Source organism: Humibacter sp., from assembly GCF_035547335.1.
Classification (GTDB): domain Bacteria; phylum Actinomycetota; class Actinomycetes; order Actinomycetales; family Microbacteriaceae; genus Humibacter.
This window is the reverse complement of sequence record NZ_DASZVF010000012.1, coordinates 70,922-86,013: the sequence shown is the minus strand read 5'-3', so window position 1 is coordinate 86,013 and position 15,092 is coordinate 70,922. Positions and strand designations below refer to the sequence as shown.

Here is a 15,092-nt window from a genome sequence, read left to right as displayed (position 1 = left end):
CTGCCCATCCCGCGACACCGCTTACCACCGCGCCGCCGAGGTGCGACCCGTTCTTGTCTGACCGCCAGGCGCGCGCAGCCCGCGCCGCTTCACCTATCCACGTCATGCCCGATTCAGCACCCACCACCCAGCGCGTCCGGCCCCCGGAGGTCGACCGTGTCGCCGCGTCCCGCGCCGCCGTCGCCGCACGGCGCGCCAGGGCCGCCGTGAAGTCCGACCTCGCGACGGGCGCGCGGTCGCCGGTCGCCGTTCTGAACGCCGCACTCGCGGATCCCGCCGGCCCGGAAGGCACGCTGCGCATCACCGACTTCCTGATGAGCCTCAAGGCCATCGGGGCGACCAAGACCGCCGGCATCCTGCAGCGGCTGGAGATAGCACCGGTCAAACGACTGGGTGGTCTCGGCAAGCACCAGCGCGAACGGCTCAAGGAGTTCCTCGTCGACCGGTTCGAACGCAACGCCCGACCCGGCGGTGAAGCGCAGCGGCCCAGCAGGCTGACGGTGCTGGCCGGACCAACGGCGGTGGGCAAAGGAACGGTGGCCAGACACATCAGGGAGCACTTCCCCGACGTTCTGCTGTCCGTGTCGGCCACGACGAGGAAGCCGCGGCCCGGGGAGGTCGACGGCGTCGACTACTACTTCGTCGACGACGCCACGTTCGACCGGATGATCGCCGACCATCAGCTGCTCGAATGGGCGAAGGTGCACAACAGCCATCGCTACGGAACACCACGCGCGCCGATCGAGCGCGCGCTCGCAGAGGGCAGGGCCGTGCTGTTGGAGATCGACCTCCAGGGCGCCAGGCAGGTCAGGGCCGCGATGCCGGATGCGATGCTCGTCTTCCTCGCGCCGCCGAGCTGGGACGAGCTCGTGCGCCGCCTCATCGGACGAGGCACGGAATCGCCGGAGGAGCAGCACCGCAGGCTCGCGACGGCGAAGGTGGAGCTGGCGTCTCAGGACGAGTTCGACGCGCGGGTGGTGAACAGCACCGTGGCCGAGGCCGCGCGGGAGGTCGTAGACTTGATGCAAGTGCGTGCGCGCCGGCCGCGTCGCGCCGCCACGTCATCCGGTCGCTGAGCGTCGAAGCCGGCCCCTCCGCCATCGCAGACACGCCGTCTGCCGGGGCAACGGCACGACCGGCAGCCGCCAACGAAGGAGCATCCATGTCAACAGCAGCCAAGGGCATCATCGACCCGCCGATCGACGAGCTGCTTTCGCGCGTCGAGTCCAAGTACGCGCTCGTGATCTTTGCGTCCAAGCGCGCCCGCCAGATCAACGACTACTACGCCGACCTGCACGAGGGCAGCCTGTTCGACAACGTCGGGCCGCTCGTCGACTCGACCATCGATGACAAGCCGCTGTCCGTTGCACTCCACGAGATCAACGAGGACAAGCTCGTCGCCCGTCCCATCGACGAGTGACCGAACGGGAGAATGCCGCCGTGAGCGCGCCGATGACCGTCGTCGTCGGTGTGACCGGCGGCATCGCCGCGTACAAGGCCGTGTCGGTCATCAGGTCGCTGGTGCTGCTCGGGCACGACGTGCACGTCATCGCGACGGATGCCGCACTGCGGTTCGTCGGCGCACCCACGTTCGAGGCGATCAGCCGCAACCCGCTGAACACGGATCTGTACGAGGGCGTGTCCGAGGTGCGCCACGTGGGGATCGGCAAGCGTGCCGACCTCGTGGTGATCGCACCGGCGACTGCGAACACCATCGCAAAGCTGGCGAACGGCCTGGCCGACGACCTCTTGACGAACACGGTGCTCGCCACCACCGCTCCCGTGCTCATCGCGCCGGCCATGCACACCGAGATGTGGCAGCACGCGGCCACCCAGGCCAACGTGCAGACGCTGCGCTCGCGCGGCGTCGCCGTCGTCGGACCTGCCGTCGGGCAGCTGACGGGCTCGGACTCGGGGCCGGGACGCATGGAGGAGCCCGACGCGATCGTCGCGGCCGCCGTCGCGCTGGCCGCCAGGCGGGATGGCGGGCGCGACCGGGCGGCATCCGTGCAGAACGGGGCGCCAGGCGCGCGCCGCGACCTCGCCGGCCACCGCATCGTCGTCACGGCAGGCGGAACGCGAGAGCCCATCGACCCCGTGCGATACCTGGGCAACCGCTCGAGCGGCAAGCAGGGCATCGCTCTCGCCGTCGCCGCTCGCGATCGCGGAGCCGATGTCGTGCTCATCGCGGCGCACCTGGACGTTCCAGCCCCCGAGGGCGTCGAGACGCGGTCCGCCTCGACCGCTCTCGATCTGCAGCTCGCCGTCACCGAGGCCGCGTCCGACGCCGACGTCGTCATCATGGCGGCGGCCGTCGCCGATTTCCGTCCCACGTCCATGAGTGAGGCGAAGATCAAGAAGGAGAACGTGGGCGACGGTCTCGAGCTGTCTCTCGTCGCCAACCCCGACATCCTCGCCGAGTTGTCGGCGAGCAAGCAGGCCGATCAGATCGTCGTCGGGTTCGCGGCCGAGACCGAACGCGACCCGGAGGCGCTCATCGAGCTGGGCCGTCGCAAACTCCAGCGCAAGGGCTGCGACTTCCTGGTCATCAACAACGTGGGATGGCACACCGGGTTTTCCGCAGATGACAACGAGGTCGTCGTGCTCGACGGCGCCGGGGATATCGTGATGGAGGCCTCCGGCACCAAAGCGTCGGTCGCCGACCGTATTCTCGACGTCATCACCTCCGCCTGACCCGCGACCAGAACGTGGATGGGCACCGGATCCTGCTGGAGCACCCTTGACTTCTCTGCGCTTGTTCACCTCCGAGTCCGTCACTGAGGGGCACCCCGACAAGATCTGCGATCAGGTGTCCGACGGCATCCTGGATGCGCTCCTCACGGTCGACCCGTACAGTCGCGTCGCCGTCGAGACGCTCGTGACCACGGGTCTGGTGCACGTCGCCGGCGAGGTCACGACGAGCGGATACGTCGAGATCCCCGCGATCGTCAGGGACATCATCACGTCCATCGGGTACACCTCATCCGACGTGTGGTTCGACGGACGATCGTGCGGTGTCTCCGTGTCGATCGGCGGTCAGTCGCCCGACATCGCGCAGGGCGTGGATGCCGCGTACGAGGCACGCGAGGGAACCTCGGTGGATCTGCTCGACCGCCAGGGCGCCGGCGACCAGGGCATCATGTTCGGCTACGCCACGACGGAGACGCCCGAGCTCATGCCGGTGCCGATCTGGATCGCCCACCGCATGGCCGAGCGGCTTGCCGAGGCACGCAAGGACGGCGAGCTCGACTACCTGCGACCGGACGGCAAGACACAGGTCACGATCGGGTACGACGGCATCACGCCGCGCACGGTGGACACGGTCGTGCTGTCGTCCCAGCATTCGACCGCGGTGTCGACCGAGCGCCTGCGCGCCGAGATCGCGGAGCGGGTCATCCGGCCCGTGCTCGACCGGGTGGAGCTGGACTCGCGCGACGTGAAGCTGCTGATCAATCCGACCGGCCGGTTCGAGATCGGCGGACCGCAGGGCGATGCGGGACTGACCGGACGCAAGATCATCATCGACACGTACGGCGGAGCATCACGGCACGGCGGCGGCGCGTTCAGCGGCAAGGACCCGTCGAAGGTGGATCGCTCCGGCGCCTACGCGATGCGCTGGGTGGCGAAGAACGCGGTGGCGGCAGGACTGGCCGACCGGCTGGAGGTGCAGGTGGCGTACGCCATCGGAACCGCCTCGCCCGTCGGCCTGTACGTGGAGACGTTCGGAACGGCGCACCTGCCTGAGGAGCGCATCACCGCGGCCATCCGCGAGGTGTTCGACCTGCGGCCGGCCGCGATCATCCGCGACCTCGACCTGCTGCGGCCCATCTACGCCAAGACGGCGACGTACGGCCACTTCGGCAGAGAGCTGCCCGAGTTCACCTGGGAGCGACTGGACCGCGTCGACGATCTGCGGTCGGCCGCCGGACTCTGATGAACGCCGCGCGGGTCGCCCGCGTGATCGTCGACAGCCCGCTGCCTCAACTGGACCGGCTGTTCGACTACGCCATCCCTGAGCGTCTGCGCGAGTCGGCCGTACCCGGAGTGCGGGTGACCGTTCCGATCCGCTCGGCCGGACGGCTCGCCGACGGCTACCTCGTCGCGGTCTCCGACCACGCCGACTTCGAGGGGGAGCTGAGCGAGCTCGACTCAGTCGTGTCGGCCGCGCGCGTGCTCACACCGGAGGTGGCGCGACTCGCGCGCCGGGTCGCCGATCGCGCGGCGGGCAGCGCGAGCGACGTGCTCCGGCTCGCCATCCCACCGCGCATGGTGCGCGTGGAGAAGGCATGGCTGGCCGCCGAGCACGCGCGCGACGAGTCCGGCGACGATCCGAACACCGCACGGCACCGCGAACTGCGCGGGTATCGCCCCGAGCTCGGCCGGGCCGTCGACGAGGGCGGCCGCGTCGCCGTCGACGCCGTTCCCCGGCTCGCGCGCACCGGCAGCGGGGAATGGGTCGGGGGCTGGGCCGTGACGCTCGCAGAGCTCGCGGCTCGATGCGTCGACGGAGGTCGCAGCGCCATCCTCGCCGTCCCCGACTACCGCGACCTCGACCAGCTGCAGGCCGCCCTGGCCGAGCTGATCGACGCGGACGCCGTGGCCAGGCTCGATGCCGCCCAGCCCAATCAGGACCGCTACCGCACCTTCCTGCGCTGCCTGGAGCCCCGGCCGGTCGTCGTGATCGGAAACCGCTCCGCGGTCTATGCGCCTGCACACCGGCTGGCCCTGATCGCGCTGTGGGACGATTCGGACCCGTTGCACGCCGAGCCGCTGGCTCCGTATGTGCACGCCAGGGATGTCGCGCTCGTGCGGGCCGAGGAGGAGCGGTGCGCGCTCGCCTTCGTCGCTCACACGCGCAGCCTCGAGGTGCAGCGCCTCGTCGAGCTCGGCTGGTTGACGGCCCATTCGCCCGAGCCACGGGTGGCTCCCCGTGTGCTCGTCACGGCGGCACAGTCCGGGGATGCCGCTCCTTCGCGAGTACCGGAAGGCGCGTGGCGCGCTGCGAAGGAGGGGCTCGAGCTCGGGCCGGTCCTCGTGCAGGTCGCCAGGCCCGGCTACGCGCCGATCGTGGCCTGCGCCCAGTGCAGGGAAGCCGCCAGGTGCGCGCGGTGCGGCGGTCCGCTCGGTATCGACCGTGCGGGAGCCGCGCCGTCCTGCCGCTGGTGCGGCGCGATCGCCACCGGCTGGCAGTGCTCGCACTGCGGCAGCAGCCGCCTCCGCCTCGTGACGCGAGGCAGCGCCCGCACAGCCGAGGAGCTCGGTCGCGCCTTCCCGGGAGCACGCGTCATCGTCTCCGACGGGGAACGCAGGGTGACGACGGTCGACGGGCGACCGGCGCTCGTCGTGGCCACCAGGGGAGCCGAGCCGGTCACCGAGGGTGGATATCGGGCCGTCCTGCTGCTGGACGGCGACAGGATGCTCGCGAGGGAATCGCTGAACGTGGGGGAGGACTGCCTCCGCTGGTGGTCGAACGCCGCGGCCCTCGCCGGGCCAGGCGCCCCCGTCGTGCTCGCCGGAGTGGCCGGGCCGCTCGCCCAGGCCCTCGCCACGTGGCGCCAGCCCGCGTATGCCGCGGCCCAGCTCGCCGACCGGCGTGCGCTGCGCTTTCCGCCCGCCGTGCGCATCGCCACCGTCACGGGCACGGCGAAGTCCGTCGCGGACGCCCTGGCCGCACTCGAGCCAGGCACGTTCATCGACGTGCTCGGACCGACGCCCGTCGAGCCCGCCGCCGACGGGCGGGCGCGATCGTCCCGCGCGGGCGCGACACCTGGCCCTGCGCGTTCTGCCTCGATGCATCCGGACACCGTACGGGGCATCGTGCGCTTCGACTACGCGCACGGAGCTGCCGTGGCGACGGCGTTGCGCTCGGCCGTCGTGCGCGCGGCGACCAAGGGCAGACGGCCGCGCGGCGATCGCGGCTACCGTCCACCGCCTACACTCAGAGTCAGACTCGACGACCCGGAGATCGCGTGAGGGTGTGAGAGCGACCCGAGTGCCGCCCGAACGCCGCTGCCGGGGTGACCGCCGTCGTGGGTCCACCGCTGCGGTGCCCGCCGTGCGTTACGCGGCCGCAGAGCCCGCCCCGACAGTGCAAGGAGACCCCACCGGATGAGGATCGTCTTCGCCGGAACGCCGAACGCGGCGGTGCCGACGCTGCACGCCCTCGCCGCCGGGGAGCACGACGTGGTCGCGGTCGTGACCAGACCGGATGCCCCGCTCGGCCGCAAGCGCGTGCTCACGCCGTCTCCCGTCGCGCAGGCCGCGGAACAGCTGGGGCTGCCCGTGCTGAAGCCCGCACGGCTCGACGAGAACGCGACGGAGGCCATCCTCGCTGCCAGGCCCGAGCTCGGCGTCATCGTGGCGTACGGCGCGCTGGTGCGGGAGCCGCTGCTCTCGGCGCCCACCCACGGCTGGGTGAACCTGCACTTCTCGCTGCTGCCCGCGTGGCGAGGCGCAGCACCGGTGCAGCGGGCCGTGATCGCGGGCGACGAGGTGACGGGTGCCGCGGTGTTCCGGCTCGTGCCCGAGCTTGACGCCGGCGACGTCTACGACAGGATCGAGCGTGCGATCGGTCCAGACGAGACGGCAGGCGAGCTGCTGGACGCGCTGGCCATCGACGGTGCAGCACTCGTCGCACGGGTGGTGCACGGGATCTCCGACGGCACCGCCGTCGCCGTGCCGCAGCAGGGAACGCCGACCCTCGCGCCCAAGCTCGGCATCGAGGATGCGCGGCTCGACCTGACGCAGGACGCCCGCACCGTCTACGCGCGGCTGCGCGGCGTCACCCCGGAGCCGGGGGCGTTCATCACGATCGACGGCGCGCATGTCAAGGTGCTGTCGGCCGCCCGTTCCGCTGCCGAGTCGCTTCCGGCTGGAGCGCTGCGGCTGAGCGGCGTGCACGCGTACCTCGGCACAGCGACGTCTCCGCTCGAGCTGATCTCCGTGCAGCCGGCCGGCAAGCGTGCCATGACCGCCGCGGACTGGCTGCGCGGTATGCCGGCCGGCGTCCGCGCCGACCTCCCACACGATGCGTCAGCAGGCGGCGCCGCGACCGGATCGGAGCCCGAGTCGTGAGCGAGCGCAGCGGCAGGCAGGCATCCGCACGTTCGGTCGCGTTCGAGGTGCTGCGAGCCGTGAGCGAATCGGATGCGTACGCGAACCTCCTGCTGCCGGCACGCCTGGAGCGCGCGCACCTCGCGCCGTCCGACGCCGCCCTCGCCACCGAGCTGACGTACGGGACGCTGCGTCTGCGCGGCTACTCCGACCGCGTGATCGAGTTCGCCGCCCGGCGGCCGCCCGAGCGCATCGACGAGCCCGTGCTCGATGCCCTGAGACTGGGCTGCCACCAGCTGCTCACGCTGCGCACACCGGGGCACGCCGCCGTGAACGAGACGGTCGAGCTGGTGCGATCGGCCGCGTCCCGTTCGGCCGTCGGCTTCGCTAACGGCGTGCTGCGCACCATCGCCCGCACGAAGCCCGACGTCTGGCGGCAGCGGGTGGCGGATGCCGCACGGACGGACGAGGAGCGGCTGGCCGAACTGGAATCGCATCCCGGCTGGATCGTGCGAGCCTTCAAGCACTCCCTGACGGCCGAGCACCGCGAGACAGAGCTCGAGGAGCTGCTCGCGGCGGACAACGAAGCACCAAGGGTCAACCTGGCCGCGCTGCCCGGGCTCGCGCGGCGCCCGCAGGACTCCGAGCTCGACGCCTATTCGCCGATCGGGTTCGTCTGGAAAGGCGGCGACCCGACCGCCATCGTCAAGGAGACCGACGGGGCGATCAGGGTGCAGGACGAGGGCTCCCAGCTGGCCGCACAGACGCTCGTGCACGCCAGGGAGGTCACGGCGGGCGAGCGGTGGCTCGACCTGTGCGCCGGTCCCGGAGGCAAGGCGGCCATTCTCGCGGCCGCTGCCGTCGCATCCGGCGCCCGGCTCGTCGCCAACGAGATCGTGCCTGCGCGGCTGGAACTCGTGCGGCGTGCCGTCGCGCCCGCGGCATCCGTCGTGGAGTTCAGCGAGCGCGACGGCACCGTGATCGGCGACGAGGAGCCTGGCCGCTACGACCGCGTGCTGCTGGACGCGCCGTGCACCGGACTGGGCGCGCTGCGCCGACGCCCGGAGGCCAGGTGGCGCAAGACGCCAGGGGACGTTCCCGAGCTCACCAGGCTGCAGGCGGCGCTCATCGATTCGGCGGTGAAAGCGCTGCACCCAGGAGGCCTGCTCTGCTATGTCACGTGCTCTCCGCACCTCGCAGAGACCCGCGTGCAGGTCAGCGATGCCCTGAAGCGGCACCCTGCCGAGCTTCGCGAGCTGCCGACCCAGGACGTGCTTCAGGATCTCTCGGTCTCGCGGCTCGACCTCGCAGGCGACCCGGCGCAGGCGCAGCTGTGGCCGCACAGGCACGGAACTGACGCCATGTTCATCGCCTTGCTGGAGAAGATCTGACGCGACGCTCCTGCTCGAACCCGGTGCGTCACGACGAGCGCCGCAGCGTGAACGACCGGCGATCGCCGATAGCGTGATGGCATGCCTCGTTTTGCTCAGAGCATGGCCCGCATCAATCCCAGCATCCTTGCCGCAGACTTCGTGAACATGGAGCGCGATCTGGCGCGCATCGCGTCGGCAGATCTCGTGCACGTGGACGTCATGGACAACCACTTCGTTCCGAATCTCACGTTCGGGCCGCAGATGGTGGGCCGCATCCAGGACGTGTCGGCGATCCCGCTCGACGTGCACCTCATGATCGACGATCCCGAGCGCTGGGCGCCCGGATACGCGGAGCTGGGCGCGGCATCCGTGACGTTCCACGTCGAGGCGTCGAGCGATCCGGTCGCACTGGCCAGGCGGCTGCGCGACAGGGGCGCGCGGGCCGGAATCGCACTGAAACCCGGAACAGAGCCCGACCCCTACCTTGAGCTGCTGGACGAGTTCGACCAGGTGCTCGTCATGACGGTCGAACCCGGCTTCGGCGGCCAGAGCTTCATGCCCGAGACCATGCCCAAACTGCGCCGGCTGAGGGATGCCGTGACGGCGCGCGGCCTCGACGTGTGGCTTCAGGTCGACGGAGGCATCACGGAGGAGACGATCGCGACGGCCGCCGAATCCGGGGCCGACACGTTCGTCGCCGGTTCCGCCGTCTTCCGCTCCGACGATCCGAGCGCGATGATCGCCGTGCTGCGCGAGCGTGCCGCCGAGCACAGGCACTGAGCACAGGGACCGAGCACAGGCACTGAGCGCGAGCACGCGTCGCCCAACCACTAACCTGGTGGGGTGAAGACCTTCGACGACCTGTTCGCCGAACTCCAGCAGAAGGCCGAGACCCGACCAGAGGGCTCAGGCACGGTGCGGGAGCTCGACGCGGGCATCCATGCCATCGGCAAGAAGATCGTCGAAGAGGCTGCAGAGGTCTGGATGGCCGCTGAGTACCAGAGCGACGACGAGACCGCCGAGGAGATCTCGCAGCTGCTGTACCACCTTCAGGTGCTCATGCTCGCGAAGGGTCTCACGCTGGGGGACGTGTACCGACATCTGTGATCGGCCGCTACCGGTAGCCGATGACCGACGTTCGCCACGACCACGAGGAAGACCAGTCACCATGCTGAAGATCGCCGTGCCCAACAAGGGCTCGCTCTCCGAGACAGCCGCCCAGATGCTCGCGGAGGCGGGCTACAACGGGCGCAAAGACCCGAAAGAGCTCATCGTCGCCGACCCGGCGAACGATGTCGAGTTCTTCTATCTCCGCCCGCGCGACATCGCGACCTACGTGGGCAGCGGTGCGCTCGACGTGGGCATCACGGGACGCGACCTGCTGCTCGACTCCCGTTCGCCGGCGAACGAGATCGACGAGCTCGGGTTCGCGAGCTCCACGTTCCGCTTCGCCGGGCCGGCCGGCCGCTTCTCCGCCGTTGAAGACCTCGAGGGCTTGAGGGTCGCGACCAGCTACGACGGCCTGGTCGGCTCGTACCTCGCCACCTCCGGCGTCTCCGTCACGCTCGTCCGCCTCGACGGCGCCGTCGAATCGGCGGTGCGCCTCGGGGTGGCGGATGCCGTCGCCGACGTCGTGGAGACCGGATCCACCCTGCGCAAGCAGGGCCTGGAGATCTTCGGACCCGTCATCCTGCAGTCCCAGGCCGTGCTGATCTCCGCGCCAGGCGAACCGGCATCCGGCCTCTCCACCCTGCATCGCAGGCTGCAGGGCGTCATGGTCGCCAGGCAGTACGTGCTGATCGACTACGACCTCCCCTCGCACCTCATCGAGAAGGCCGTCGCCCTCACACCAGGGGTCGAGTCGCCGACGATCTCGCCGCTGCGGGACTCCGGCTGGGTCGCCGTGCGAGCCATGGTTCCGCGCGCGAGCACGAATCGCATCATGGACGACCTGTACGAACTGGGCGCCAGGGCGATCCTCGTGACGCCGATCCACGCAGCGAGGATCTGAGATGTCGCTCGCGATCCGCGTCATCCCGTGCCTCGATGTGGCCGATGGCCGCGTCGTGAAAGGCGTCAACTTCCTGAATCTCCGCGATGCAGGAGACCCCGTCGAGCTCGCCGCCCGCTACTACGAGCAGGGCGCAGACGAGCTCACGTTCCTCGACGTGACGGCGACGGTCGAGGGCCGGGCCACCACGTACGACGTGGTGCGCAGGACGGCGGAACAGGTGTTCATCCCGCTCACCGTGGGCGGGGGAGTGCGCAGCAGCGACGACGTGGCCAGGCTCCTGGCCAGCGGAGCCGACAAGATCGGCGTGAACAGCGCCGCCATCGCGCGGCCGGCGCTCGTCGCCGAGATCGCCGACCGGTTCGGTGCGCAGGTGCTGGTGCTCTCGCTCGACGTGAAGCGGTCGACGCGCACCGAGTCGGGGTTCGTGGTCACGACGCACGGCGGCAGGACGGAGACCGACCTGGATGCCGTCGCCTGGGCGGTGCAGGCCGTCGAGCTCGGAGCGGGGGAGCTGCTCGTCAACTCCATCGACGCCGACGGCACGAAGCAGGGCTTCGACCTGGAGCTGGTGCGCAGGATGCGCGAGGTCAGCACGGTCCCGGTGATCGCGTCGGGCGGCGCAGGCGCTCTCGAGCACTTCGCTCCCGCCGTCGAGGCGGGCGCGGACGCGGTGCTCGCGGCGAGCGTGTTCCACGACGGCCTGATGAGAATCGGCGACGTGAAGGATGCCCTGCAGGCTGCAGGCGAGGAGGTACGGCGATGACCGAGACGAGCGCGACCCGCGGGATGAACAGGGACCGGGCATCCGAGATCCTCGACCGCGTGCGCTTCGACGACAAGGGCCTGCTCACGACCGTCGTCCAGCAGTGGGACACCAAGGAAGTGCTCATGGTGGGCTGGATGGACCGTGAGGCGTTCCTGCGCACCATGACGGAGGGCCGCGTCACGTTCTGGTCGCGCTCCCGGCAGGAGTACTGGCGCAAGGGCGACACCTCAGGCCACGTGCAGTACGTGAGGGGCGCTGCGCTCGACTGCGACGGGGACACGCTGCTCGTGCGCGTCGAGCAGATCGGCGCGGCCTGCCACACCGGAACCCGCACGTGCTTCGACACCGACCTGCTCGATCCCGTCGTGCTCGAGCTGGGCTCGGCCGACCGCACAGCTGCCGACCGGGCCGTCGACCCCGCCATCGGAACCGGCGCCGGCGCCGGGAGCACGGAATGAGCGCGACAGGCACGACATCACGCGCCGAGTTCGACGCGCTGCTCGGCACACGCCACGTCATCCCGGTGACGCGCGAGCTCTTCGCCGACGGCGAGACGCCGGTGGGCATCTACCGCAAGCTCGCGCAGGGCAGGCCTGGCACGTTCCTCCTCGAGTCGGCCGAGCAGGGCGGCATCTTCTCCCGGTACTCGTTCGTGGGCGTCGCGGCGTTCGGCGTGCTCACCCAACGCGACGAGCAGTCGGTCTGGCTGGACTACGGCCTCGACGCCCCATCGGCGTTCGGCGCCGAGGCGGTTTCCGCGCTCGGGACGACGCCGTCGCTCGAACTGCTCGCGCTGCTGTACGAGCGGTGGCGCTCGGAGCCCGTCGAAGGCCTTCCCCCGCTCACCGGCGGGCTCGTCGGGTTCATCGGATGGGAGGCCGTGCGCCAGCTGGAACGCCTTCCCGATCAGCCGCCCGCGGAGTTCGACGTGCCTGGGCAGGCGCTGTGCTTCGTGGCCGACCTCGTCGCCGTCGACCACCGTTTCGGCACGGTGCGGCTCATCGCCAACGTCCTGTCCAGGCCCGACGAGCACGCCGGCGCGGAAGAGCAGTGGGCGGATGCGCAGGCGCGGCTCGACCGCATGCAGGCCGCGCTCTCGGCGCCCGCCGAAGCGCACCTCGAGCGCGCCGACTTCTCGATAGCGCCTCAGCCGGTGTCGCGGACCCCGCGGAACGACTTCCTGGCGTCCGTCGAGGCGGCGAAGGAACGCATCCGCGCGGGCGACATCTTCCAGGTGGTCATCTCGCAGCGCTTCGAACTGCCGACCACCGCAGACCCTCTCGACGTGTACCGGGTGCTGCGCAGCCTCAACCCGAGCCCATACATGTACCTGCTGCAGCTGGAGCGATCCGGCGGTGAGCCGTACACGGTCGTCGGGTCCTCTCCCGAGGCGCTCGTCAAGGTTCAGGAGCGGCGCGCGTACACGCATCCGATCGCCGGATCCCGGCCGCGAGGGGCGACACCGGAAGACGATGCTGAGCTCGAGTCCGAGCTGCTCGCCGACGACAAGGAGCGTGCGGAGCACCTCATGCTCGTCGACCTCGCCCGCAACGATCTGGCGCGCGTCTGCGTGGCGGGAAGCGTGGAGGTCACCGAGTTCATGAGGGTGGAGCGCTTCAGCCACATCATGCACATCGTCTCGTCGGTGGAGGGAGACCTGCGCCCCGAGGCGACGGCGATCGACGTCTTCCGTTCGACGTTCCCGGCGGGCACGCTCTCCGGTGCCCCCAAGCCGCGCGCTCTGGAGATCATCGACGAGCTCGAACCGGCTCAGCGCGGCGTATACGGGGGCGTGGTCGGATATTTCGGCTTCGGAGGCGACGCCGATCTCGCGATCGCGATCCGCACGGCGACCATCATGGACGGGGTCGCGCGCGTGCAGGCCGGCGGCGGGCTCGTCGCCGACTCGGTCCCCGAGTCCGAGTTCGTCGAGTCGCAGAACAAGGCGGCGGCGCCGCTGCGCGCCGTGGCGATCGCGAACGCCCTGGAACGCGTGGTGTGACCGTGGCTTCCCGACGTCTCGCCTCGCGCCTCAAGTACGGCGCGATCCTCCTCGCGGTCCTCGCCAGCGGGCTCGTGCTCACCGCGTCGACGCAGACCTGGTTCACGCTGCACCTCACGGCCGCCTCCGGCCACGCGGGAACGCTGACGGTGGTCGGCTCGGATGCCGCTCCCGCCATCGCAGCCCTGTCGCTGGCGGGCGTCGCGTTCGGCGGCGCGCTGGCACTGGCAGGCAGGGTGCTGCGCTACGTGCTGGCGCTGCTCGGACTCGTGCTCGCCGCGGGAGTGATCGGCTCCACCGCGTCGGCCATGGCGGATCCGGTCGGCACAGGCATCACCGTCGTGAGCAAGGCGACAGGCATAGCGGGGGACAGCAGCGTCAGGTCCATCGTCGCGCACGCCGACGCCTCGGCCTGGCCCGCGCTCGCCCTGGCCGGCGGCATCGCCCTCGCCGTCGTCGCCCTCGGCGTCGCGGCGACGGGTCACCTGTGGCCGGTCGCCTCGCGCCGCTACGGAACGACGGAGCAGGCATCCGCCCGCGAGGATGCGACACCGAGGGATGCCGACCGCCCGGAAGACGATCCGGAGTCCGCTGCCGACGCCCGGGCCCGTGCCAGGGACGCGGCCATCGACGACTGGGACGAGCTGAGCCGCGGTGACGACCCCACCGACGACGACCGCACGGCCGACGACAGCGCCGACCAGGACGACACCGACCGGGGCCGCCGCGGGCCGCTCTCCTGAGCTGCGCTCGCCCCGCTCCCGCTGGCGGGAGCGTGCGCGTCGCGGCGATAGACTGGATGCAACCCTTCCGCCAGAACCGAAAGAGAGTCATGAGCGCTGAGTCCTCGGATCCCGGCCACGGTCACTCGCCCGCCGCATGGACGGCGATCATCATCATGCTGATCGGCGTCATCGCAGGCGTCGTCGCCTTCTGGTTCGACCAGCCGTGGGTGGTGCTGGGCTCCGTCGTCGTCGTGATCATCGGACCGATCGTCGGGCTCATCATGGCCAAGGCAGGCTACGGCGTGAACGGCCCGAAGTATCAGCCCAAAGGCCACTAGGGCCGGCCGTGCTGCTCGCTGAACTCGTCGGCGGAGCCGTGGCGGATGCTCGTGCCCGCGCAGCGGAGCTCCCTCTCGACGATGTGGTGGCCGCGGCGGAACAGGCCCCGCAGGCACTCGACGCGCTTGCCGCTCTCGCACCGGGCTCCGGCGTGAAGATCATCGCCGAGGTGAAGCGGGCCAGCCCGTCTCGCGGACGGCTTGCCGACATCCCGGATCCCGCCGTGCTCGCCTCGCTCTACGAGCAAGGCGGAGCGAGCGCGATCAGCGTCCTCACCGAGCAGCGCCGCTTCCTCGGCTCGCTCGACGACCTCAGGGCCGTTCGGGCCGCGGTGGACATCCCCGTTCTGCGCAAGGACTTCATCGCCGAGCCGTACCAGGTGTACGAGGCGCGTGCGGCCGGCGCCGACATCGTGCTGCTCATCGTCGCGGCCCTCGACCAGGAGCCGCTCACGGCGCTGCATGCCCTGACCACGCGACTGGGCATGACTGCGCTCGTGGAGACGCACTCGGCGGAGGAGATCTCCAGAGCGCTCGACGCCGGCGCCCGGCTCGTGGGCGTCAACGCCCGCGACCTCGACACGTTCGAGCTCGATCGCGACCTGTTCGGCTCGCTCGCCGATCGCATCCCGTCCGGCGTGACGCGCGTCGCGGAGTCCGCCGTGCTGTCGGCGGCCGACGTCGCCCACTACCGCGAGGCCGGCGCCGATGTCGTGCTGGTCGGCGAAGCCCTGGTCACGGGAGACCCCACGGCACGTCTCACCGAGTTCCTCTCCGCCTGAGACCCACCCGCACGTTCCAGTCCGGTCCGACGACCGGCT

The 15,092-nt window shown here is 70.7% G+C and carries 16 protein-coding genes; all 16 read left to right on the top strand.

The features are described 5' to 3' along the window. Positions 1-104: 104 nt before the first annotated feature. The 16 genes from gmk (at position 105) to trpC (ending at position 15,053) form a co-directional block, all read left to right on the top strand. The gene (gene gmk / locus VHB92_RS04215; RefSeq protein WP_325451709.1) at positions 105-1,076 is read left to right on the top strand and encodes a guanylate kinase; all 972 of its coding nucleotides are present in this window, start codon (positions 105-107) and stop codon (positions 1,074-1,076) included. A gap of 86 nt (positions 1,077-1,162) precedes the next feature. Next, positions 1,163-1,420, top strand: coding sequence for a DNA-directed RNA polymerase subunit omega (gene rpoZ, locus VHB92_RS04210; RefSeq protein WP_243063049.1), 258 nt, complete (start codon positions 1,163-1,165; stop codon positions 1,418-1,420). A gap of 32 nt (positions 1,421-1,452) precedes the next feature. Next, positions 1,453-2,694, top strand: a complete 1,242-nt coding sequence (coaBC, locus tag VHB92_RS04205) for a bifunctional phosphopantothenoylcysteine decarboxylase/phosphopantothenate--cysteine ligase CoaBC (RefSeq protein WP_325451813.1) — start codon at positions 1,453-1,455, stop codon at positions 2,692-2,694. A gap of 46 nt (positions 2,695-2,740) precedes the next feature. Beyond that, positions 2,741-3,934 carry a methionine adenosyltransferase gene (gene metK, locus VHB92_RS04200; protein WP_325451704.1) on the top strand — a complete coding sequence of 398 codons (1,194 nt, stop codon included), beginning with the start codon at positions 2,741-2,743 and terminating at the stop codon, positions 3,932-3,934. Then, positions 3,934-5,973, top strand: coding sequence for a primosomal protein N' (locus VHB92_RS04195; RefSeq protein ID WP_325451702.1), 2,040 nt, complete (start codon positions 3,934-3,936; stop codon positions 5,971-5,973). Before metK ends, VHB92_RS04195 begins: the two co-directional genes overlap by 1 nt. A gap of 135 nt (positions 5,974-6,108) precedes the next feature. Next, positions 6,109-7,074 (top strand): methionyl-tRNA formyltransferase, encoded by a 966-nt coding sequence (gene fmt / locus VHB92_RS04190; protein WP_325451700.1) that lies wholly within the window; start codon positions 6,109-6,111, stop codon positions 7,072-7,074. Next, a complete protein-coding gene (locus tag VHB92_RS04185) occupies positions 7,071-8,444 on the top strand; it encodes an RsmB/NOP family class I SAM-dependent RNA methyltransferase (protein WP_325451698.1) in 1,374 nt (457 codons plus the stop codon). Before fmt ends, VHB92_RS04185 begins: the two co-directional genes overlap by 4 nt. A gap of 102 nt (positions 8,445-8,546) precedes the next feature. After that, a complete protein-coding gene (gene rpe, locus VHB92_RS04180) occupies positions 8,547-9,206 on the top strand; it encodes a ribulose-phosphate 3-epimerase (RefSeq protein WP_325451696.1) in 660 nt (219 codons plus the stop codon). Positions 9,207-9,269: 63 nt separating this feature from the next. Continuing rightward, positions 9,270-9,533 carry a phosphoribosyl-ATP diphosphatase gene (locus VHB92_RS04175; RefSeq protein WP_325451694.1) on the top strand — a complete coding sequence of 88 codons (264 nt, stop codon included), beginning with the start codon at positions 9,270-9,272 and terminating at the stop codon, positions 9,531-9,533. 61 nt (positions 9,534-9,594) lie between these two features. Then, positions 9,595-10,437, top strand: a complete 843-nt coding sequence (hisG, locus tag VHB92_RS04170; RefSeq protein WP_325451692.1) for an ATP phosphoribosyltransferase — start codon at positions 9,595-9,597, stop codon at positions 10,435-10,437. Position 10,438: 1 nt separating this feature from the next. Further along, a complete protein-coding gene (hisF, locus tag VHB92_RS04165) occupies positions 10,439-11,203 on the top strand; it encodes an imidazole glycerol phosphate synthase subunit HisF (RefSeq protein ID WP_325451690.1) in 765 nt (254 codons plus the stop codon). A gap of 23 nt (positions 11,204-11,226) precedes the next feature. Beyond that, positions 11,227-11,664 (top strand): phosphoribosyl-AMP cyclohydrolase, encoded by a 438-nt coding sequence (gene hisI, locus VHB92_RS04160; RefSeq protein ID WP_325451811.1) that lies wholly within the window; start codon positions 11,227-11,229, stop codon positions 11,662-11,664. Further along, positions 11,661-13,208: an anthranilate synthase component I gene (locus tag VHB92_RS04155; RefSeq protein WP_325451688.1), complete on the top strand. Its 1,548-nt coding sequence runs from the start codon at positions 11,661-11,663 to the stop codon at positions 13,206-13,208. The genes hisI and VHB92_RS04155 overlap by 4 nt, the downstream gene beginning before the upstream one ends. 2 nt (positions 13,209-13,210) lie before the next feature. Further along, positions 13,211-13,951: a Trp biosynthesis-associated membrane protein gene (locus tag VHB92_RS04150; RefSeq protein ID WP_325451686.1), complete on the top strand. Its 741-nt coding sequence runs from the start codon at positions 13,211-13,213 to the stop codon at positions 13,949-13,951. Positions 13,952-14,040: 89 nt separating this feature from the next. Further along, positions 14,041-14,271, top strand: a complete 231-nt coding sequence (locus VHB92_RS04145) for a DUF6704 family protein (protein ID WP_325451684.1) — start codon at positions 14,041-14,043, stop codon at positions 14,269-14,271. 11 nt (positions 14,272-14,282) lie between these two features. After that, positions 14,283-15,053 carry an indole-3-glycerol phosphate synthase TrpC gene (gene trpC, locus VHB92_RS04140; RefSeq protein WP_325451809.1) on the top strand — a complete coding sequence of 257 codons (771 nt, stop codon included), beginning with the start codon at positions 14,283-14,285 and terminating at the stop codon, positions 15,051-15,053. The last annotated feature ends 39 nt before the right edge of the window (positions 15,054-15,092 follow it).